This window comes from Solibacillus silvestris (assembly GCF_051967575.1).
Taxonomy (GTDB): Bacteria; Bacillota; Bacilli; order Bacillales_A; family Planococcaceae; genus Solibacillus; species Solibacillus silvestris_B.
Genome location: NZ_JBQCJW010000006.1, coordinates 102,470 through 123,438, shown reverse-complemented (window position 1 = coordinate 123,438; position 20,969 = coordinate 102,470). Strand labels below are relative to the sequence as shown.

Annotated in this window: 17 protein-coding genes; 3 read left to right on the top strand and 14 right to left on the bottom strand. The window is 39.1% G+C overall.

Features of this window, described 5'->3' with window-relative positions; translation table 11 throughout:
* Window positions 1-32 precede the first annotated feature (32 nt).
* Window positions 33-1,031, bottom strand: a complete 999-nt coding sequence (locus ACTHOQ_RS05930) for an ABC transporter substrate-binding protein (protein ID WP_440494814.1) — start codon at window positions 1,029-1,031, stop codon at window positions 33-35.
* A 119-nt stretch (window positions 1,032-1,150) separates the two neighbouring features.
* Window positions 1,151-1,957 (bottom strand): helix-turn-helix domain-containing protein, encoded by an 807-nt coding sequence (locus ACTHOQ_RS05925; protein ID WP_440494813.1) that lies wholly within the window; start codon window positions 1,955-1,957, stop codon window positions 1,151-1,153.
* Between the two features lie 241 nt (window positions 1,958-2,198).
* Here ACTHOQ_RS05925 and ACTHOQ_RS05920 point away from each other — a divergent pair, with 241 nt between their 5' ends.
* A complete protein-coding gene (locus tag ACTHOQ_RS05920; protein WP_440494812.1) occupies window positions 2,199-2,537 on the top strand; it encodes a GlpM family protein in 339 nt (112 codons plus the stop codon).
* Window positions 2,538-2,608: 71 nt separating this feature from the next.
* Here the strand turns inward: ACTHOQ_RS05920 and ACTHOQ_RS05915 are convergent, their stop codons facing one another.
* The 5 genes from ACTHOQ_RS05915 to sigV form a co-directional block, all read right to left on the bottom strand.
* Window positions 2,609-3,895 (bottom strand): hypothetical protein, encoded by a 1,287-nt coding sequence (locus tag ACTHOQ_RS05915; RefSeq protein WP_440494810.1) that lies wholly within the window; start codon window positions 3,893-3,895, stop codon window positions 2,609-2,611.
* Window positions 3,882-4,400 carry a sigma-70 family RNA polymerase sigma factor gene (locus ACTHOQ_RS05910; RefSeq protein ID WP_440494809.1) on the bottom strand — a complete coding sequence of 173 codons (519 nt, stop codon included), beginning with the start codon at window positions 4,398-4,400 and terminating at the stop codon, window positions 3,882-3,884. The genes ACTHOQ_RS05915 and ACTHOQ_RS05910 overlap by 14 nt, the downstream gene beginning before the upstream one ends.
* 108 nt (window positions 4,401-4,508) lie before the next feature.
* Window positions 4,509-5,861, bottom strand: coding sequence for a TraB/GumN family protein (locus ACTHOQ_RS05905; RefSeq protein ID WP_440494808.1), 1,353 nt, complete (start codon window positions 5,859-5,861; stop codon window positions 4,509-4,511).
* Between the two features lie 231 nt (window positions 5,862-6,092).
* Complete coding sequence (gene rsiV, locus ACTHOQ_RS05900; RefSeq protein WP_440494806.1) at window positions 6,093-6,959, bottom strand: anti-sigma-V factor RsiV; 867 nt, start codon at window positions 6,957-6,959, stop codon at window positions 6,093-6,095.
* The gene (gene sigV, locus ACTHOQ_RS05895; RefSeq protein ID WP_440494805.1) at window positions 6,952-7,455 is read right to left on the bottom strand and encodes an RNA polymerase sigma factor SigV; all 504 of its coding nucleotides are present in this window, start codon (window positions 7,453-7,455) and stop codon (window positions 6,952-6,954) included. The genes rsiV and sigV overlap by 8 nt, the downstream gene beginning before the upstream one ends.
* A gap of 237 nt (window positions 7,456-7,692) precedes the next feature.
* Between sigV and ACTHOQ_RS05890 the strand changes: the two genes are divergently transcribed.
* Window positions 7,693-8,163, top strand: a complete 471-nt coding sequence (locus tag ACTHOQ_RS05890; protein WP_440494804.1) for a YusW family protein — start codon at window positions 7,693-7,695, stop codon at window positions 8,161-8,163.
* 71 nt (window positions 8,164-8,234) lie between these two features.
* Here ACTHOQ_RS05890 and ACTHOQ_RS05885 read toward each other — a convergent pair whose 3' ends face one another.
* The 4 genes from ACTHOQ_RS05885 to ACTHOQ_RS05870 form a co-directional block, all read right to left on the bottom strand.
* Window positions 8,235-10,052 (bottom strand): S-layer homology domain-containing protein, encoded by a 1,818-nt coding sequence (locus tag ACTHOQ_RS05885; protein ID WP_440494802.1) that lies wholly within the window; start codon window positions 10,050-10,052, stop codon window positions 8,235-8,237.
* Between the two features lie 296 nt (window positions 10,053-10,348).
* Complete coding sequence (locus tag ACTHOQ_RS05880) at window positions 10,349-12,157, bottom strand: ABC transporter substrate-binding protein (protein WP_440494801.1); 1,809 nt, start codon at window positions 12,155-12,157, stop codon at window positions 10,349-10,351.
* 20 nt (window positions 12,158-12,177) lie between these two features.
* A complete protein-coding gene (locus ACTHOQ_RS05875; RefSeq protein ID WP_440494800.1) occupies window positions 12,178-13,674 on the bottom strand; it encodes an ABC transporter permease in 1,497 nt (498 codons plus the stop codon).
* Window positions 13,675-13,688: 14 nt separating this feature from the next.
* A complete protein-coding gene (locus ACTHOQ_RS05870) occupies window positions 13,689-14,930 on the bottom strand; it encodes an ABC transporter permease (RefSeq protein ID WP_440494894.1) in 1,242 nt (413 codons plus the stop codon).
* A gap of 471 nt (window positions 14,931-15,401) precedes the next feature.
* Here ACTHOQ_RS05870 and ACTHOQ_RS05865 point away from each other — a divergent pair, with 471 nt between their 5' ends.
* The gene (locus ACTHOQ_RS05865; protein WP_440494798.1) at window positions 15,402-17,138 is read left to right on the top strand and encodes an ABC transporter ATP-binding protein; all 1,737 of its coding nucleotides are present in this window, start codon (window positions 15,402-15,404) and stop codon (window positions 17,136-17,138) included.
* Between the two features lie 149 nt (window positions 17,139-17,287).
* On the opposite strand, the gene ACTHOQ_RS05860 is transcribed toward ACTHOQ_RS05865, so the two are convergent.
* The 3 genes from ACTHOQ_RS05860 to ACTHOQ_RS05850 are packed head-to-tail and all read right to left on the bottom strand — an operon-like array spanning window position 17,288 to window position 20,842.
* Window positions 17,288-18,412: a Ger(x)C family spore germination protein gene (locus ACTHOQ_RS05860; RefSeq protein WP_440494797.1), complete on the bottom strand. Its 1,125-nt coding sequence runs from the start codon at window positions 18,410-18,412 to the stop codon at window positions 17,288-17,290.
* Complete coding sequence (locus tag ACTHOQ_RS05855) at window positions 18,387-19,502, bottom strand: GerAB/ArcD/ProY family transporter (protein WP_440494795.1); 1,116 nt, start codon at window positions 19,500-19,502, stop codon at window positions 18,387-18,389. Before ACTHOQ_RS05855 ends, ACTHOQ_RS05860 begins: the two co-directional genes overlap by 26 nt.
* Window positions 19,499-20,842 (bottom strand): spore germination protein, encoded by a 1,344-nt coding sequence (locus tag ACTHOQ_RS05850; protein ID WP_440494794.1) that lies wholly within the window; start codon window positions 20,840-20,842, stop codon window positions 19,499-19,501. The genes ACTHOQ_RS05855 and ACTHOQ_RS05850 overlap by 4 nt, the downstream gene beginning before the upstream one ends.
* Window positions 20,843-20,969 lie beyond the last annotated feature (127 nt).

Sequence of the window (20,969 nt, the reverse complement as noted above, 5' to 3'; positions counted from 1 at the left end):
AGCCGGCAAGAATTTCTTACCAGCCGCATTTATTATTTCAATACGTTTTCATTAAACGCTTTTAAGAAATTGATTTTGGACCAAGCAGTTCCGCCCTGTGCCATTGCATCAACAATATTCACATGCACATTATTTGTTTTTGCAGCTGCAGTGCTCTTGAAAATGGGGTTATCTAAAATTTCCTGCAATAGTTCCGGTGTTTCTTTGTTTTCATCAACGGCAAATTGCAGGAAAATTATATCCGGATTCCATTCTGCCAATGTTTCATATGTGATCGTCGTCTGTGCTTCGATGGCATTTAACTCTTCCGGTACTTTAAAGCCGAAATCCTCATATAATGATGGATTTAAATAAACGCCCGCTGGATAAAGCGCTAAGCCGTCACGCACACGAATTATGACTGCTTTTTTGTCTTTTAAATCACTGCTGGAAATTGCTTCCTTTGTTTTTTTCACTGTTGCATCATAGTCGTCCAATGCTTGTTGGGCTTCTGCTTCCTTGCCTGCCAATTGGCCAAATAATAGCAGGTTTTCTTTCCAGTTCGTTGAAATATGGGAATACGGGAATGTTGTTGCTACTTTGTTGTAGTTCCCCATTTGTGCTTCATCCCATTTGCTCGTCCCTAAAATTACATCCGGATTTAATGCCAGCATTGCCTCTGTGCTTGGCTCTTTTTTCGAACCAACTACAGTTGTGCCTGCTAAATCCGCTTCTAAATATTTTGGAATTGTCGTACCGTCATTTGAAATAACGCCTGCTGGTTTTACGCCAAGCACTGCCGCATCTTCCATCGCTTCTAAACTTGCGGCGATAATGGAATCGATCGTTGCAGGGACTTCATATTCGTTCCCCAAATAGGAAACTCTTTGTGTTGTCGCCTCTTCTGCCCCCGGCTTATGTTCATTTGCCGCTTCCACCGTTTTTGCCTCTGATCCGGCTGCTGAAGATGAATTAACTTCTTCGTCCGCATTGCAAGCAGCCAGCATTAGCGTCAATGCCGCAGCACCGATTAATGTACGATATTTTTTCAACATAATTTCCTCCCATATATTGATAACGATTATCATTATCAACTTGTTTACAAATATGATGTTATCAAACAGCCGTATGTACGTAAATAGAGTTTTTTACAATAAAAATGGATTTTTGCTCAATCAGCTAAATATTGTCTGCGATAATCTGTCGGTGTTTGGCTGTACTGTTTTTTAAACACGCGGCAAAAATAAAATCCGTCCTGATAGCCTACTAATTCAGCAATCTCCTTAATCGGAATTATCGTTGTCCTTAAAATTTCCTTGGATTTTTTCAATCGGATTTCTGTTAAAAATTGAATCGGTGACATTCCGGTTTGCTTATCGAATAAATAGGCTAGTCGTCGCCGGTCACAGCCTACTTCTTCAGCAATTTCAGCAATTGAAATCGGCAATGCATAATTTTCGGTCATAAAAGCAATGGCTTGTTCGGCCGCATTGCTAGTCGTTTGTATTTTTGCGCAAATGACGATAAATTCTATTAGCTGCAAAAATAAAGATTTGCATTTTAGCTTGTTCAAATCTCCCGGAATTTTATCAAAATGGATCAACTGCTGAACATAGTACTCCATTTTATGATGGCTCCCCGTTTCGATTTCAAAATGCCCTTTTTCAAATGAGTAAGTGTTGCATTTCGCTTCATAATGAATGACCGTATAATGCCAGATTTCCTTGCTCGTAACTGTAATATCAATGGCCATATTCGGACCGGCATGCAAAATCACGCCTTTATGCAATGCATACACTTCCCCATCCAATGAAAAATTGGCGCTGCCTGATAGCGTGATTACGAGACCGTTAAAAAACGGGGCCGTGCTGCGATTAGTATCACGTACATTCGCCTTTAAGCTTGTCACAAACAAATCGGTATATTGCACCGTTGCATTCGCGAAATATTTAATTAAGTCATTAGTTTGAGCCGTCATGGCGTCCCTCTTTTCCATTTCACCGTTTCCATGCGAATGATAATCATTTTCATTAAGCGTACACTGAAAATGAATGCTATGACAACCTTTTTTTAAAATATATTTGTATTTAAAATGCTTAGTTTGCGCTCTATATCGGTAATCTTTTGTAATTTTTACTATTTTGCAAAAACAGTATTGAAACCTTCGTTCGGATCATCTATAGTTATTGTATTTTAAAAGAATAGAGGAAGAAAAATTCGTGTTTTATATTATACAATTCATTATTGGCGGCACTGTCATGCTTCTTGCTTCATGGTTAAGCCGTTCTAATTTGCATTTTTTATCGGGTGTCATCACTTTGTTGCCGATTTTAACGCTATTCAATATGCGCCTTCAAATGAAAAGCATGACAGCCGAAACATTTCATGCTGTTCAGCAAAATGCTATTTTCGGGGCAGTTGGCATGGTATTGTTTACAGGATTCGTTTTTTATTTTTCGAGTTTTTGGAAACCGAGTCATGCCATTTTCAGCGCACTGTCGATTTATGTGATTTTTATGATTGTCGGCAAGCCTTTATTGGCATATTTTCAATCATGACAAAAGCCGCGCATATTTTTGTATGCGCGGCACAATTATGCTTGGATCAATATGGGAAAGGCATTATATTCTTAATCCGCAGCTTTTCTATGCAGATCATTTACTGCTCCTTTAGAGACAGGAATATCGTATTGCTGTACATCATTTGAGAATTGCCGGTAGCTTTGATCGTATATTGAACAGCCAATAGCAAATAAATAGACAAGTATATGGATGGCGGCCAATTGTATAAAGAACATTCGGTTTCTCGGCAAGATGATGCATAAACCAAGAACGATGAGAGCGGGAAAACAAATCATCAGCATGCCTATTCCTGCAAATCCGTCTTGATACAATACTCCTGTATTAAATGAAATAAGCCAGCTCAAAATCGGTGTATGCACAATGAGCCACATGAGCGTCCATATAATTTTCGTTTTTTTCCGGGAAGCATTTTTCAATGAATAATGCATGATTACAAAGCTCAATACCGAAATGATCAAGCAAACGAGCATCGACTTCCCTCCGCGATTCAACCAATTGTCCTCAGTTGTTACCTGTTTCAGATCAAGTGTCCGGATTTCATTGTTTAAAATAAAGTCTTTCACAAAATCGGTCATATGCTGTTCGCTGATTGATGCAGTGCCATCGTATCCGATATGATAAAGGAGCCCATCAGAGTAGCTGTAATATTCGTTTGCCCGTGTAGCCGTCACTTGAATTGCATTTTTTTCTTTATTGTAAAAATAATGTGTAAATACGAGACCGCTCCCACTTTGATTTTTTTGCTTCACTAAAGTGGCCGAGTCATTTAATCGTTCAAACTCAATTGGATTGCCTGCTGCGTCCACTGAACTTTCCCTCAGCAATTCTTCATTGATTGGAACATATAAAGGGGCCAGTGAAATATTCAAAAAATGTTCGCCTGATTTAAAATGGAACTGCAGCTCGGTAAAATAGCCGTCATTCACGGCGATGACTGTGCCGTCTTCTTTATTAAAAGGTTCCGGCGGCTCCGGGAACGACACATTGTTCGCAAGCAAAAATTGCTCCAGTGAAACTTCATTGTAATAGCGCAAACTTCGAAATTGCTGCATATCCATTTCCTTAAAATTTTCACTGTAGGCGACACCCGCACCGTCTATTTCATGGAATATATTCAATAAGGCAGGTTGCTGAGTGGAGCTTGCCGCATTATGATCCGGGGTTAGCTGACTGATGACAAATATTAATATAGCTATACTAATAATGGCTGACAATAAAGGAATATGAAAAAATCGTTTCGGTCTTTTCCCGTGTATTTTATGTTGGACAGCTTGCTGTATTTTTGTTTCATGGATCGTCGTATTTCTTAGCTCTTTCAGTTTATAACGTATCATTTTTCAACACCTCCCATTCGATTGAACTTAGCTTTTCCCTCAGTAAGTTTCTCCCTTTCACGAGCCTGGATTTCGCGGTGTTTTCATTCAGCCTTAATATTTCCGAAAGCTCCGCAATGGAATACCCTTCCAAATAATAGTATGCAACAACTTCGCGCTGCTTTATCGGCAAACTTAAAACTGCCTCACTGATCATTTCCTCTTCATCTTTTATAATGAACGCATCCTGCATTTTGCGTCCAGCCCTATGCAGCCACTTTTCCTGTAAAACAAGCTTTTGATAGTGCCAGCTTTTTAAATAATCTTTTGATTTATTTGACGTCATCACTATTAAATAACGTTCAATTGCATCAGCATCGAGCTCGATATTTTTCTCATAAAACTTAATAAACACGTCTTGAACGATATCTTCAGCGGTATGTAAATTTTTTGAATAATAATAGGCGATGCGAAAAAGCTTCGCAGTATGCCGGTTCATTAAAATAGTAAGCTGCTGCTCATCCATCCTTCTCACTCCTTTCTCTATATAGTAACGATTCAAAATGGGGATTCGTTGAAAAAAATGAAAAACACGGAGCATTTACTTTTGTAAATAAGCTCCGTGCCGAAAATCTTATTGATAAAACGGTTTCACTTCATATCCTTTTTGCTCCAGATGATAGCGAATATTTTTGTCCACTAAAAAGTGGCCAGCCCCTACGACTACAAAGAATGTGCCGTCTTGCTCTTCCAGTACATCAGCAAGTTTTGCCGCCATATTTTCATCGCGTTTGCCGAAAAGCATTTGGTTGAATTCCGATGTGTCCCCTTCCATTTCGGTTAAGCTCGCCGCAAACTTATCAACATCGCCATTAATCCAATTTGTAAACCAGTCCGCCATTAATTGAAGATCTTCGTCTGATTGCTCTGTCGGCTCTAAAATGCCATCAAGTGCAGCGACTAATGATTCTTCCTGCGCTTCTAGCGATAAGCCCTCAAACATATCGACTTGCGCATTCATGCCCTCCAGCTCATATACAGGCTTTTGCTGTAAATAAGCGCTTAGCAAAAATTGCATATCCACACCATGCATCGCCATTTCCTCTGCCGTCAACCCGAAAGCATCATCCATCGTTAATGATGTGAAATTATTTGAAATTAGCCACGGCTTTTGCAATTCCAGCTCTTCCATCGGCAATCCCAATTTTTCAGCAACTTTTTCCAACTTTACATATGTTTCTTCGCTTACGGCATCTTTAATTGTGCGACCATCCGTATACATCGCCTTTTCCATATAATACTCTATACCTGATGGATCCAATAAGTTTGCCTCTACAAAAAGGCCTTCCGAATCATTGAATGCTTTCGTTAATTTTTTATGCATCGGGTATAAATCCGGTGTGCCGACATGGATCGAACCGAGCAAATAAATTTTCGTGTCCTCATCTTCCACTACCCAAGCCACACCTTTAGCGCCGGCATTTGCTTGCTCAAACGTATCTTGGATTAAACGAACAGCAAAAATAACTGCATGCTGTGTCGTTGCTTCCTTTTCAAGCATTAGCCCTTTTTCGGAGCCTTGTAATATTTTGCGCTCCTGCATATATGCAACTGCGTCTTCTGCAACATTTAAATCGTATTGGGCAACAATGTTGTATAGACGGTTAATAATATCGCCACGCGTATTGTCGCCGCGCACTGCTGCTGGTGTGAACGATTCATTTTTCGGCAAATCCAAACTTGCAATTTTTTTCTCCGTTAAATCCATCAGCGAATTTAAACGCCCATTTGAAATAACCGAACGGAAACCTTCATAATACCATTCGACTGGGAAAATACCGAACTTTTCGCCATCATTTAATGCTTCAATTGCCCAATTGCTAATATCCGGCGTGATTTCTTGTGCTTTAACTGCAGGCATGATTGAAGTTAGCATTAAAGTCGTTCCTAACGTCGTCGCCAAAGCCGTTTTTGTCATCTTTTTCATGTAGTCATCCTCCTAAAAATGATTGAATAAACCGCAATTTTCAATGGATTATGTGAAATAATGTATTAATGTGTGATCAAATTCATACTTCAATCAATGTTCCACTAAATAATTGTAACATAAAAGTACCTTGAAACTGGTTTTACTGGTAATATTTATTAGTCAATTATCCGATTTTTCCGCTTCGATAGCAAAAGGAGCATCTGTATATTTCACGATGCTCCTTACCCGTTATTTAATATAAATATTGCTTACTAATACATCTTGAATGATCTCCGTCGGAATTTCGAATTGTACTAAGCCCATATAGCCTGGCGCAACTTCATACTTTTGAAAAGCAATGACGAGCTTGCCTTCATTCGATATATAGAAGTTCTGGTCTTTGCGGATTTTTTGGAAGCTATCGAATACCGGCTCCTCTGAATCTGATTCGACCCAATATACTTTCTCCCCATTGGAATCCGCCATTTCACGCTGCATTTCATCGGCAATATATGCACTTATAATGTCAATATAGCGTTCATCTTTAAAAAGACTTGGCAGTGTTATCGCAATTTGCTGTGCTTTATCTATTGTCGTATATTCCATGACCGTAGACGAAGAGCCGACTATTTCCACGACATAGCGACCAACTGATAAAAGCTGCTCATTTTCCGTCACGATTGTATAGCCGCTTTCCAATGCGTGATGACCATCTTCCATCTCGTTGGAAAATTGCACATATTGGTCATATAATGCTAAACCTTCTTCTTTGTACTTTGCATTCAGAGCGGCGATTTCCTCTGAATCCCCTGTAATTTGCGGGATTTCTATCTTTGTTTCGTATGTTCCGTTTTTCTCTTCGATTTTTGTAAATGTCAGCACCTCGACAAAGTTGCTTAATATCGGGATTTGTGCCATGTTCTTTGCAAATGCCGGGCTCGTATTGATTGTTGCTGTAAACATTATACTTGCAGCCGCAACAGAGCCGAGTATCCATTTTGGATAAGGACTTTTCTTTTTGTTTCGGTGCAATGCTTTTTCCACGACTTCATTTAATTCATCCGGAATCGGGACATTTTTGTATTGCTTTTTTAATTCCTTTAACTTTTTATCCATGTCCATGACGCTCCTCATTTTCCATTTCGATTTTTAATAATTTCAATGCTTTATACAATCGGGATTTGGCGGTGCTTAGCGGAATTTGCAGTATGACCGCAATATCGTCGAGCTTCAGATCTTCAAAAAAGCGCAGGATGACGACTTCCCTTAATTCGAGGGGCAGCTGCTCCAATGCATTTTCCAAATCCATATTTTTGTAAGTATCCTGACTTTCCTCGCATAAGTACATTAATGTTTGTTGATCGGTTACTTGTATACGCTTCATTTTGCGTAAAAAATCAATCGATGTACGGACAACAATTTTATAAAACCAACTTTTCATTTGTGCATGATTGTCAATGCGGTCCAATGCTAACCAACCTTTTTGAATACTATCCTGCACAATATCCAATGCATCCTGTTCATTTTTCACATAGCTGTACGCTAGTATGTAAAGCTGTTTTTTGTTGTCCCGCACATATTGAATGAAAAGTTGCTCTAAAAGTTGATTCATTATGAGTTGGGCCTTTCTTTTATTTTGTCGACACTTATTAGACGTCTGGGCATATAAAAAAAGTTTACGGAAATAAATAAATTTGCTCATTACCGCAAGTTTTGCACAGAATGATGAACAATACCATAAAAGACAGCTATAAGATTGTTCACGTAAATAACTTTTTTTAAATAATAACATGCTGATTAATTTTTAATAAACCGGGTAATTTAACAGTAGTAGAAAGGTGGCTAAACAATGAAAAAATTCTCTTTATTATTAGCAATAAGCACGAGTGCATTATTAGTAGCTTGCGGGGATAGTGAGGAGGCGACTAATTTACCGGATAATGCGCCGACTGAACAAAACAGCATGAATCAGACAAGCACGGTGACAGATACTTCGAATGCACCTTTTAACTTTACACATTTTGAGCTGGATATTAAATATGCAAATGACGAAAGCTATGAAGTGAACTACGAAAACGAAGCTTCACGTGCGGAGGCGAAAATTGATGATGAGGTCAATAAATCAAAAATAGAAGGAAATGAAGCAACAAATAAATTAGTTCCGATTTTTGAAAGCTTTACTTTTGATGCTAATACCGAATCAGATGCAGTCATTGATGAAGTGCTCCAAAAATTCAATCAGCCCGATAACTTTTTGGAAGTGGAAATTGAAATAAAATTTGCTGACGGCACGACAAAGGAATACCACCGGACGCAATAAAAACAAGTGTGCAAATATTCCGTTTGCACACTTGTTTTTTATATAATTACAACGCCCTACCTTTGGCATTATTACATCATTTTTGCTATTTGCAATGTACGGTACAATACTTTCGCCATTTGGGAACGTGTCAACTTGCCATCCGGATCAAACCTGCCATTTTCCTTTCCTCCAAAAATGCCAAAATCATATGCCAATGCGATATAGTAGCGATCAGAAGAAGAAAGCTGTTTGACATCGGTAAAAGGATTACTTGAATAATCCGGGTCGGCAATCGCAACTCCCGCATGCTGAAGCAAACGAATGGACATGATTGCCGCTTCCTTCCGTGTCATGATTCGTTCTGCATGAAGGAAATTGGATTGCCTTTGCTCTAAAACGCCTGCCTCTATAAGGGACTGAATAGACGATTCATACCATTTCCCTTGTACATCGCGGTATGCGGAGCCTTCATTTGCCGTTAATGCCATTGCACGGGAAACCATCGTCGCATATTGCGCCAATGTTACATGTTCACGCGGTTTAAATGAATTATTCTCATCTCCTTCAACAATTTTCCGTTTTGCCAATTGCTCAATTTCATAACGATGCCCGTCTGCATGAATATCGAATAATCGGGGCTGATTATTTGTTGCCGTATACTCACCGGAAGTTTTCGTTTTAATAATATGTTTATTCGCCACTCTCGTATAAGGTGTAGCGCTATATTCTCCATCATCGCCTAAACGCAGCAATGTCGCCGTAGCTGGCAAGCCTTTCACTTCAATATCAATATAAGAGGCAAACTGCAGATTATCATTGTATAAACTTGCAGAGAATGATACTGATTGTCCGCTTGTTTCCTCTATCGTCATTGCGACTACCGCTTGCTCATTTGTGCCAGGTATCGCATCACGCGGAATCGAAAGCGCAATATTATTGGAAACGGTTATTTTTGTCGGTGTATAGCGATTCATATCCGAAACAGGCATTAAAACCGTATATGTTTGATCTTGCTTCGTCACTTCAATCCTTGTCGGGCTTTCCTTTTCCTGTAGCTGTTCGTCATCATAATAATATGGGTCCCAGCCATGGGGAATATTGCTTTGCACGTCCTCTATATATATCAGATCTTTAATATTGGTCACTAAGCTTTGCTGCGATATGTTTAATCCATTATATTGAGCGCGCACTTCTTCCACTTGCTGTTTCGTCGAAGAAGTCGTTAAGTTCGAAATGGCCGTCATTACTTGCTGAGCAATTGAGCGATTATATGAAGGAGAATGAAATGTTTCATATTCCCTCATTTTGTCGTTTGCCATTGTCGTCAATAACAACTTAAAATCATACGGAAGCAAATTGTATGCATACATCGCAGACTGATAATTGGATACATAATTTCCGTCTTTTACATTCAATTGTTCAAAGCTCTGTTGAACAGCCTCCGTTTTTCTTGCATTTTCCACATAATTTTGAAGCTGTATGTATAAATGATGCGGTATGACCGCTTTTTGGCCGGCCGTCAATGAATTGTAATAACGATTGGCTTCTTCAATATCACGGATAAATGTACTATTCCGAGAAGAAATCGCAGCCATTTTTGCAGCAAATGTATTTTGCGCATGCTGCTGATTTTCATTTGTGCCTAAATAATAAAATAAAGTCGCCGCATTACGTACTTGTGTTTGCTGGTAATAAGTTAGTGCATTGTAGGCATTGCGCGCTTCCGTTAAATAGTATTGGTATGTAGTGTTCGCAGGGTTAATTTGGTCAATCAAATTTTCTGCATTTTGAACTTGCCAATCATACGAATACGATGTGTTCGCGGAAACGGGTGCATCGCCCACCACCGCAGCTGTTGCGGGAATGGCGAAAAGCGCCAATAATGCTGCTGATTTTTTGTATGCCATGAAATTCAACCTTCCTTTAGTCAATTATGCTTCTGTATAGTATTACTTTCAGTTTATCACGAAATATGCAGTTGTTGTTTATTTTACCAAATTTTGATTATACAGTCCCTTCATTTAATTGTTTAAAATAAATGGCTATTCGCAGGGCTGCTGCTTTTTCTTAGGATGTGCAGGGCTGGCCAAATTGAAGCTGATGATGAGTGAAAAGCGTACACCGTTGTACAGTATTCCCGTTCGCACGCAAAAGAAAAAAACCGGGGTACCCTATAAAGAGTACGCCAGTTTGCTGAATTCCTTTATTTAGATTCGTTGTAAGCATTTAAAAATTCTTTTACTTTTGCACTGTCTGCTTCCAGTTTTAAACCTGTGTCTATTAAAGGTGTTACAGTTGATACAGCAGGCTTTTTCTTGCCTTGGTAGTAGCTGATGAACTCATCTTGATTAATCGAGTATAGCACCGCTTTGCGTAAGTCTGCTGATTTTGCAGTTTCGCGGCCGTTTGTGTTGAATAATAAGTACGATACCGCATTGCTGTCAGCTGTTTTTAGCTGCAGGTTTTCATCGCCTTCCACAACATCGGTTTTTGTTTCAGGCACTGATTGCAATACATGAATCTCGCCATTGCGCAATGCTGAAAGTGCGCTGTCATTGTCTTGGATAAAGCGAACACTAATATTGTCGATATTCGGCTCGTTTTCTGTTCCGACTTGATAAGCTGGATTTTTTACAAATGTTGCTTCATAGTCGTTTTTCTTTACTAAAACATATGGTCCGGATGCGGCTAAATGGTTTGCATAGCCTGCACCTTCCGTAATTGTCGACTGGTCGCCGTAAGCAATATCCGAGTTCGGGTCATAGCTTGCAACATCAAATGTATTCACTGCTGTTACGGCAGCTTCCGAAACAATACCGCCGGATTGGTGCGCCAAGTAGTTTAATACTTGCGGGAAAGGATTTGGTGTCGTCAATTTAACAACCTGATATTTCCCTGCTGCATTGTCTACGTCTTTTTCATCCGTCACGACTTCGGAAATCGCTGCCGGCAATTCATCTGATAATTCTTCTAAAACTGACTTGCCATCTGCTGTTTTCACAGATTCCAAAGAAGTAATATCCGATACGATTTCAACTGTCTCAATATTTTCATGGATTGAATATGTGCGGTGGTCCGGCACCGATGTTTCGTCTTTCGCACGATTAAGCGAGAATACAACATCTTCCGCAGAAACTAAATCGCCCGTATCGACCGCTTTTTCGCCTTCCACTTTTGCGAAGTTAATATCATCGCGCAGTACAAAATAATATTCTTCGTTGTTTTCAGCAATTGCATGGTCATATGATAATGAGCCTTCAGACACAACTTCATCTGTATCAGATAAGTTCACTAATCGAACATACATATTTGTATTTAATGTGTTAATGGAACCGTCATTTGCTTTTACTGGGTCAAGCGATGTCAAAGAGGCCAACGCTTGGTGCAGTACCAAAGTTTCCGAAGCATTTTTCCCTTCATCGTTGAATGAAATTGTTTCCCAAGCTTGAGCACGTGATTTCGGAAGACGAACTGTATCAGGATTTACTTCTGTTTTATAAATACCCTGGAATTTTTGAGAAATATATAATGGTGCGATATAAGCATTGTCGAATACTAATGCCTGTTCCAGTTCTTTATATTTTTCCTTTGCTTCATCACCTGTCAAAGTGCTCGCCTCATCGATTAATTTATCGACTGTTTCATCAGCTGTACGGCTATAGTCGCCGCCTGTTTTGAACAAGCCGCGCACTGCATAGTCCGGGTTCCCTGTTACAGTCGTCCAGCTTGAAATGGCGATATCAAAATTCCCTGCATCTTGCTGTGCTGTGAATGAACCGTAATCAGGCTGGATGTTCAGTTTCACATCAAAGCCGTTTTTCACTAATTGGTCACGTACGATATTCATATCCTGCTCAGAAGAAGACATGCCCAATAGTTCGATAACCGGCTTTGCACCAGTGTTTTCTGATGCATCATTTTCTTTTACATCCGATTTTGTTTCAACACAGCCTGTCAATGCTACCGCCGCTACTGTCGCAGTTGATGCTAACGTAAATAATTTTTTATTCATGAAAAATTCCTCCAAAATGATTAATTAGATTTTGGGTCCAATGCGTCACGCAATCCATCGCCAAAAAAGTTGAACGATAAAACGAGCAGCATAATGCATAGCCCTGGGAAAATCGCTAAATAAGAATGTGACTCTAAGTAAGTGCTCCCAACTTTTAAAATATTGCCCCACTCTGGAATATGAGGCTCAATGCCAAGACCGAGGAAGCTTAAACTGCTTGTTGAAATAACCGCCCCGCCAATTGTTAATGTCGCTTTTACAATCATCGGCGCCAAAGCATTTGGAACGATATGCCTGAAAATAATCGAGCGATCGGTAGCCCCTAATGCACGCGCCGACTCGACAAATTCATAGTTGGAAATTTGCATTACATTGGCCCGCATCGTACGTGCATATGTTGGAATCGCCCCGACACTTAATGCGATGATTAAGTTCGTCGTGTTCGCTCCAAACGCCGCAATAATGGCAATCGCAAGTAAAATACCGGGAATGGCATATAAAATGTCCAATGCACGCATAATGATATTGTCCGTATTTTTACCGTAATATCCTGAAATCGCACCGAGCGCCCCGCCGATTAATGCAGGAATAATCGTTGCGCTAAATCCGACAATCAATGAAATCTGCGCCCCGAACACAATGCGGGAAAATAAATCCCGCCCGAAATTATCGGTGCCTAAAGGATATTCAAGTGTCGGTGTTTGCAATAATACGGCGTAATTGTTTTCTACCGCGAAATCATAGTCAAATGTCCATGAGCTGACAACAGATAAACTAAACATGAATACGATGAAAAACAAGCCGAAAACCGCCATCGTATTGCGCAAAATTTTGTTCCATGTTTTTTGCCATTTTTCAACAGCGGACGGGTCTGTATTGCGCGCTTTCCTTATTAACGTAATCGCTAATAGCAACGAGAAAAAGTTCCCTGTTACTGTCGGGATTAGCAATATAATTCCTAATGGCAGCATCCATTTTGGCGCTGAATCCACAGTTGCATATTTTGCAATTAAAGCGGCTGTTATTAAATACAGCAGTGCCAATACAGCAAATGCGCCCATTGCGAGCAGAAAAGTATCGACAACATACGGCTTGAAAATATTGAAACCGGAAATCATCATGATGAAGATTTGCGTCAAAAATGCATAAACAGCAAATGTATATTCAGCCGTTTTATTTTTCGATGCAAGCATAAAGCCGAATCCTGCCGCAAATACATTGCCTGCGAAAATTGTTAAAATCAACGGGATACCGAGAAATCGTGTACGCTTTGTCAGTTCTCGGTGCTTCGCTAAATCCTTTTTAATAAGCAGTGATATTAGCCATACGTATATTGTTGTACTAATATAAATCGCAAAAAATACAAGTACATAAGGCCGCCATACACCTTCTGAAAAATTAAAGCTATAAAGTAAAAACAGCAATGAAAAAATCGCAGAAAAAGCTATGGTAAACTGTCCATTTACATACTCTTGTGTTATTTTCAACAGCAGTTTTACGTCTGATATGAATTTCACGTCGTTGCCCTCTCCTAAGATTTTTTCATTTTTGATCGTATTCTTGGGTCAAAGAATGCGTATAAAATATCGATGAGCATATTGACAATCGAAATCGTAATCGCGATATATACAACCCCGCCCAAAATAGCAGGAATATCGGGAATGAATTGTTTATCGACAATATAGCTTCCGATACCGCTAATATTAAATACTTTCTCCGTTACGGAAGCACCGCCAAGCATTCCGCCAAATAATAATCCGATCACCGTAATAATCGGAATCATCGCATTGCGAATGGCATGTTTCGTAATGACTTTTCGTTCACTTAAACCTTTTGCTTTCGCTGTAATAATATAATCTTCGTGGATGACTTCCAGCATACTCGATCTCGTCATACGCGCAATCGAAGCGGTAATCGAAGTTCCAAGCACGACAATCGGCAGAACAATCGACATCCAATTCCCTGGGTTATACGTTGCCGGGAACCATTTCAGTTCCAGCGAGAACGTCATAATGAAAATTAGCCCTTGCCAAAAACTTGGGATTGATAGCCCGATTAAAGCAATCAGCATAAACATATAATCGATAAACGAATTAGGACGCACTGCCGAAATAATGCCGACCGGAATTGCAATTGCAATCGCCATCAATAAGGAGAACAAAGCAATTTCAAGCGTTACTGGAAACTTGTTTAAAATACTTTGCGTCACATCCTCCTTCCCTGCAAAAGAAGTCCCTAAATCAAATGTAAAAAGTCCTGATAAGGAATGCCAAAGCTGAACTAAATACGGCTGATCTAACCCGTAAAGCTTATTAAAGTTTTCGATTTGTGCAGGTGTCGCTTCCACCCCAAGCAAATTTCGCGCCGGATCAAAAGGCGAAATGTACAAAATCGTAAACACGAGTGTTGCCACGCCAATAATGACGAATACACTTTGAAGTAAGCGTTCAAAAATAAAGCGAATAAATGGATTGCTCGTAACTATTAATAGTAAATACATGAAAATACCAGGTATTATACTAATAATTAAAAATGGGGGTTTTTTAAGTAGATTGCTAAAATAACTTTTATACGAATCTTTTAAAGCACCTGTAGCAGCAAGCTGTTTCTCCACTTCCCGGTTCAATTTTTGCTCTGTTAACATATTGGCCGTTGCGCTAATTTTTTGCTCATCGATTACCTTTTTGAAAAACCGCGCTTTCGTACGCTCTTCCACTTCATATTGCTTTTGCCAATGCAGTACTGCCCCATCGTCTATCCACTGTTGTTTCACGTTCAATGCTTTTTCCGCATACGCTGATTTAGAACGATTTGCTAAATAGAATGGAAATGTGACGATGTGCACGAGTAGACCGAGCAGTACATATGCAAAATAGTAGCTTTTTTTGAAGCATTTTTTTGAAAGCTTTCAAAAAATAAATGCTGCATGTGAATATGACAGCTCCTTTCTTATATATTTTTGCTGCTCGTTATAGCATTAGGAATAGTAGCTATTAATAATTTGAATGCAATTAAGTGAATGCATAATTGATATATTGTATAATTCCTACCTGTATAGTAATGTATTATGTAGAACGGAAATCAATAAGTCAATAATATTATTTTATTTTCAATCAATTATACTGAGGTGTATCTTGATTCAGCATGCGTCCTAGAATCTCGCTGAATCTTACTAAAAAAGCATTGATCACTCACTTGAACAGATGAGTGTTTACTGCTGAATTAAAATAAAGGATGAACATTTATGAGTGAAAAGTTGCTTCATGTAAATAATTTACGCGTTTCTTTTATTACAGGCGAACAAGAATTCGAAGCAGTAAAAGGCGTTAGTTTCCATGTGAATAAAGGAGAAACAGTAGGAATTGTCGGTGAATCCGGAAGCGGTAAAAGTGTAACTGCGCGCTCAATCATGCGGCTCCTTCCGTCTCCCCCGTCATTTTTAAAAGAGGGGACAATTGAATTCCAAGGGAAAAATTTGATCACACAAACAGAAAAACAAATGGAAGGAATACGCGGAAAAGATATAAGCATGATTTTCCAGGATCCGATGACATCAACAAATCCTACCATCCGCATCGGAGACCAAATTGCTGAAGGTATTATGAAACACCAAGGGCTCTCGAAAAAAGAAGCTTATGCGAACACGATGGAGCTGCTAAAACTTGTCGGCATTAAAAATAGTGAAGAACGCTATAATCAATACCCGCATGAATTTAGCGGAGGAATGCGTCAGCGTGTCATGATTGCGATGGCCCTTGCCTGCAATCCATCTCTTCTGATTGCAGACGAACCGACAACAGCGCTTGATGTAACAATACAAGCACAAATTTTATCGTTAATGAAGGAAATGCAAGAGCGCTTCGGTACATCTATTATATTAATTACCCACGATTTAGGTGTCGTAGCAGGTATGTGCGATCGGGTCGTCGTTATGAAAGAAGGCGAGGTTGTGGAACAAGGTACAACAGAGGAGATTTTCGCAAACCCGCAGCACTCTTATACAAAGCGCCTTTTGAATGCACTGCCGAAGCTTCATGAAAAGAAGGAACCGAAAGCAATGCCTAATTTATCGGCAGATTTGGATATAAATATGCCTTTAGTGGAAGTAAAGAATATTTCAAAGCACTTCGAACTAGCAAAAGGCAATGTATTAAAAGCGGTAAATGATTTATCATTTCATATTTATCCGGGTGAAACACTTGGTCTAGTCGGAGAATCAGGTTCTGGTAAATCAACTACAGGACGCACATTATTGCAGCTGCATGAGCCAACTGACGGTGAAGTGCTATATAAAGGGGTGCCTGTTAGCCGCTTAACGAAAAATGAATTAAAAAGTATGCGCCGCTATATGCAAATTATTTTCCAGGACCCTTATTCAAGCTTAAATCCAAGGAAAAAGGTGCTGGATATTATCGGTGAAGCGCTTGATGTGCATAATTTAATCTCATCCAGAGAATCACGCCGTACTCGTGTGGAGGAATTATTAGAGCTTGTAGGATTAAAAAAGGAGCATGCTCTCCGCTACCCCCACGAATTCAGCGGCGGTCAGCGCCAGCGAATCGGAATTGCCCGTGCACTCGCAGTCGAGCCCCAATTCATTGTCTGTGATGAACCATTATCTGCATTGGATGTATCGATTCAGAAGCAAGTCGTCGATTTATTAAAGGACTTGCAGCAGAAGCTCGGATTAACTTATTTATTTATCGCGCATGATTTGTCAATGGTAAAGCATATTAGTGATCGTGTCGCCGTTATGTATGGCGGAAAAATCGTCGAGTTGGCCGAAAGTGAAGAGCTGTATGCAAATCCGCAGCATCCGTACACGAAAATGCTGCTTGACTCGATTCCCATTCCGGACCCGGTAATTGAAAAACAGAAGAAGCGTCGTGTTATGACCGACGAAGAGCTCATTTCCAATCGTTTTGATGTGGAAAATACGAAGCTTGTTGAAGTGTCAAAAGGGCATTGGGTGGCGATTTAACAATAGAAATATATTTAATAACAACAGTTAATGAACCTTACTTGAATCATAAGAAAAATCGATTGTTTCCGCTTTTGGCTAAACAATCGATTTTTTTGCGGTAAAATAATGATTCCCTGGTCGGATAAGCTCTTTAGCAAATCCATTCCCTATTGAATCGACCCAGTACTTTTTAGACCGGGTGTTACCTTTACATTAATTTGCGCATTTTTATATGCCTCTTCCCATTCCGTATCACTCATGCGTCGGTTGTGAAGCACTTTTCCTTTATAATCAATTCCAAAACCAAGCGGGTCATAACCCTCTTCTATCATTTTTGAAATAAATTCAGTAATTACCTCCTCGCCCTCTTCCTTTAGTAGTTTATTGTATTTGGGCAAATCCCGATTTAATAGCGGTTTTTTGGATTCAGATATATAGCCGTACAAACCGACTTTCAGTTCCAATTCGATATTTTCGGATTTTTTGATGTTCACTTTGTATTTTGATTTGATTGTATCAATTCTTGCAATAAAATGTTCATCGTCTCTTTTTATAAGAAAATCTGCATGTTTCGTTTCCTTCGCCAGCATATTATAGATCCCGGTATTTAAAGAATCCAGTTCGTACGGTTCCTTTTTGTCAGCCAATACTAGTGATTTATTAATTTCAAAATGTGTCCCTTCCTCACTGACTTTGATGATTGGAACAACAGTATCAATTCCCCGCTCTTCCATATTTCTTCTAAATTCAAATAAATAGGTTGTGACAATATATTGACTTGTCGTTCCATGATGATCGAAATAATTGAAAAGTTCGGGGTATGCGGCTGTTTCCCCTTGCGGAATTATTTTGATTACTTCCTCTGCAGTTGGTTTTCCACTCGCAATCCAGGAGATCATTTGTATATCCGGTCTTCTTAACAAAAAATCCAGAATTTCTTTACTTCGATTTTCTTTAAGCAGCTCTTCTCCAATGATCAGTAGTTTGGAGTGGCCAAATTCCAGCTCCTTATCTGAGGCCGATTGAAGTACACGGATTGCTTCAGACAAAGTTTCACCTGTTTGTGTGAGATACGAATAGCCGGGCTGTGTCGTCTCTTTAAACGAGCCGGTTGGTTCATACAGCTTCAATGTTATTTTATAAGGTTTATCTTCTTCTTCTGATTTATCAATAGCAATCATCGCGACAAATACACTTTTATCAATATCTTTAAATGCACAGCCTGTTAAAACAAAAAGGCTGAAAAAAAAGAGAATAATGGCTAATTTAGTTTTTAGAAAGGGATTCGGCATTTTTCATCCTCCTTTTTATAAACAAAAATAAAACGACCATTAAAGGGAAAATAAATACTAATATGTTATAAAAATACCTCGTGTAAAGGAATAGCTGATATTCATTTACTTTACGTACTATTACTAGTGAAATAACGATGAAAAACGGTATTGGAAGTAAAGTACCAACAATCTTTCCTTTATATTTTATTTTTTCCAGCTTAAAGACAAATTTCAGAAATTCCATCGCTGCATGCCAGTGGATGAGAATGCTTAAAAAAGCGATGCCCAAATAGAACAGCAGGAAAATGAACAGAACGCGTTCAATTACAAAAAAGTCCATTCTTAACGAGTCTGTTGTCGTAATCCAAGGATAAACAAGCTGATCAATATTTTCAAAGCCATTAAATCCAATTGGAATAAAGTATGTTGTAAATAAAGTCGCAATCGATATGCATACAAGTATAGCAATTTGCTTAAAGCCGAATGTTTGTTTCTCAGTAAAGAAACGATTGAAAACAAACAAATTGGCTGCCCCCAAAAATAAGAAAAAGCAGGCGGAAAATGAATGGTAATTCGGCATTTGGTTAATATATAAAGCCGCTTCCTTTACAAAATCCCAATTTAAACTTTGCGCACTGTACGCTTTAATAAAAATAAAAAAGATGAGTGGACATGTGATGAGTATTAATATTTCAATCGTATAGAAAACACGCTCTGTTTTCATAACACATCCAAAGATGACGGCCAAAATAATCGTCAGGCATATTTGAATAATGGGCATTTCCGGCGACAGGTATCGAATTAGAAGAAATGTAAAAGTAATCAATGTAATTAAGCCTGCTGTAAACCAAAGGACAGCAAGCGAGAAGACGAACGGCAAGTAAAACCATTTTGAGGTTGTTTTTTGCAGTAGTTCGGGCAATGTTGTTCCGGGAAAGGAAATAAAAAAGCGGGTGTATATTGTTACAAGAACGACACCTGCAACCGCCCCCAAAATCATTGAAGAAACCGCCCCATCCTTATGGGAAGACAGAAGAATCGCAGGGACGGAAGCGATAATATTCGCCACCATATTAATCAATATTAAGTAGTAATAAAATCGACTCATGTATTCCCTCCTGGTTTTCCCTTGCCCGCTTTTGAAGGAGAAATTTTTAAATACGGTTCCCCAAAACTGTTAATGCTTACCAAATACATAATAAATGCAAATAAGCCGAGCGTTAATCCTGCTAATCCAAAAATCGTTGTCGTAAATATAAAAAATAGCCGTACTATTCGAATTGCAAACGCCATTTCATTCACGGGAATGACAAAGGTCGAGATCGCTACAGCGGAAACAAGGATAACCATGACATTCGATGCAAGTGATGCCTCTGTCACGGCAGTCCCTAATATCAATCCGCCTACAGTGGTGGCAGTGGCACTTACAGCTTTCGGGAGCCGAATACTTGCTTCTAACAGCATTTCCATAAAAAGGAGCATAAACAGCACTTCGATGAATGATGAAAATGGAACCCCAATTCTGCTCCCTGCGATTGTCAGCGCAAGCTCCGTTCTGAATACTTCCGGTGCAAATGATGTAATGCCAATATAAAGACCCGGCAAAAGCAGACTGATGATTAACCCGATATAGCGCAGCAATCTTAAAAAAAAGGAGATAAAAAACGTATGGTAATTGTCCTCCATTGTCGTCATAAAATCAAAAAAAGCAACAGGTGCTGCAAGTGCTTGAGGATTTGCATCCAACAGCAGGACAACTTTGCCGTTTGATAGATTGTAGGCGATGCGGTCCGGCCGTTCTGTCATAATCATTTGGGGAAATAATGAAATCCGTCTATTATTCAAAAAGTTATTCAATTGATTGGTCGATGTAATGAGCTGTTTATCGATTTTCCGGAGTCTTTCCTGAATCACCTTTAATACCTTTTTATTTACTTTTTCTTGGTCGTAAATAATAGCGAGTTTTTGCTGATTGACTTCTCCTAAAACTAAATATTCCACATATAAAGTTTGCTGATGGTAATTAGTGCGGATGATATTTATATTTGTTGCGAGATTGTCGCTAAGTGCAAGTTGCGAGCCATGGATTGTCATTTCCACGGATGTTGTATTCACCTGATCGTTTGTTGAAAATTTCAAATCCAGCAAAAAGTATTCATTTTGAATAACGACGAGTATATTCCCGCTTAATAATTCTAATTGCAGCTGTTCTTTTGAATTGGTTTCCTGATACTGCGGCAATGCTTTCAAATATTGGATAAATTTATTTCCATCCGTCATTTCAAAAAAGGGCTTAATGATGATTTGCTGGAGCTGTTCCATGTTAATAAGGGGCTTTATATAAAATAGCAATGCCTGCCTTTCCTCGTTTTCCAAGGTCTTCTTCGTTAATTCGTTCGTATTCGCGAGCTGTTCTGTGATCCACTTAACGGTTTCTGCAGAAGACATATAAATTCTCCAATCATTTATAAAAATATTATTATTAGATTGCCCAATATTTGAAATATAATTCATAGAAGACGAGAAAATATGAGTGAAAAAAAGACAGTTCGCTTCAATATCTCGCATGTTGATA

Coding starts and splice junctions, on each gene's coding strand:
- ACTHOQ_RS05860 (WP_440494797.1), bottom strand. CDS start 18,412: ATGCCGAATCCCTTTCTAAAAACTAAATTAGCCATTATTCTCTTTTTT.
- ACTHOQ_RS05880 (WP_440494801.1), bottom strand. CDS start 12,157: ATGAATAAAAAATTATTTACGTTAGCATCAACTGCGACAGTAGCGGCG.
- ACTHOQ_RS05925 (WP_440494813.1), bottom strand. CDS start 1,957: ATGACGGCTCAAACTAATGACTTAATTAAATATTTCGCGAATGCAACG.
- sigV (WP_440494805.1), bottom strand. CDS start 7,455: ATGAATCAACTTTTAGAGCAACTTTTCATTCAATATGTGCGGGACAAC.
- ACTHOQ_RS05905 (WP_440494808.1), bottom strand. CDS start 5,861: ATGAAAAAGATGACAAAAACGGCTTTGGCGACGACGTTAGGAACGACT.
- ACTHOQ_RS05850 (WP_440494794.1), bottom strand. CDS start 20,842: ATGTCTTCTGCAGAAACCGTTAAGTGGATCACAGAACAGCTCGCGAAT.
- ACTHOQ_RS05855 (WP_440494795.1), bottom strand. CDS start 19,502: ATGAGTCGATTTTATTACTACTTAATATTGATTAATATGGTGGCGAAT.
- ACTHOQ_RS05865 (WP_440494798.1), top strand. CDS start 15,402: ATGAGTGAAAAGTTGCTTCATGTAAATAATTTACGCGTTTCTTTTATT.
- ACTHOQ_RS05910 (WP_440494809.1), bottom strand. CDS start 4,400: ATGGATGAGCAGCAGCTTACTATTTTAATGAACCGGCATACTGCGAAG.
- ACTHOQ_RS05890 (WP_440494804.1), top strand. CDS start 7,693: ATGAAAAAATTCTCTTTATTATTAGCAATAAGCACGAGTGCATTATTA.
- ACTHOQ_RS05885 (WP_440494802.1), bottom strand. CDS start 10,052: ATGGCATACAAAAAATCAGCAGCATTATTGGCGCTTTTCGCCATTCCC.
- rsiV (WP_440494806.1), bottom strand. CDS start 6,959: ATGGATAAAAAGTTAAAGGAATTAAAAAAGCAATACAAAAATGTCCCG.
- ACTHOQ_RS05915 (WP_440494810.1), bottom strand. CDS start 3,895: ATGATACGTTATAAACTGAAAGAGCTAAGAAATACGACGATCCATGAA.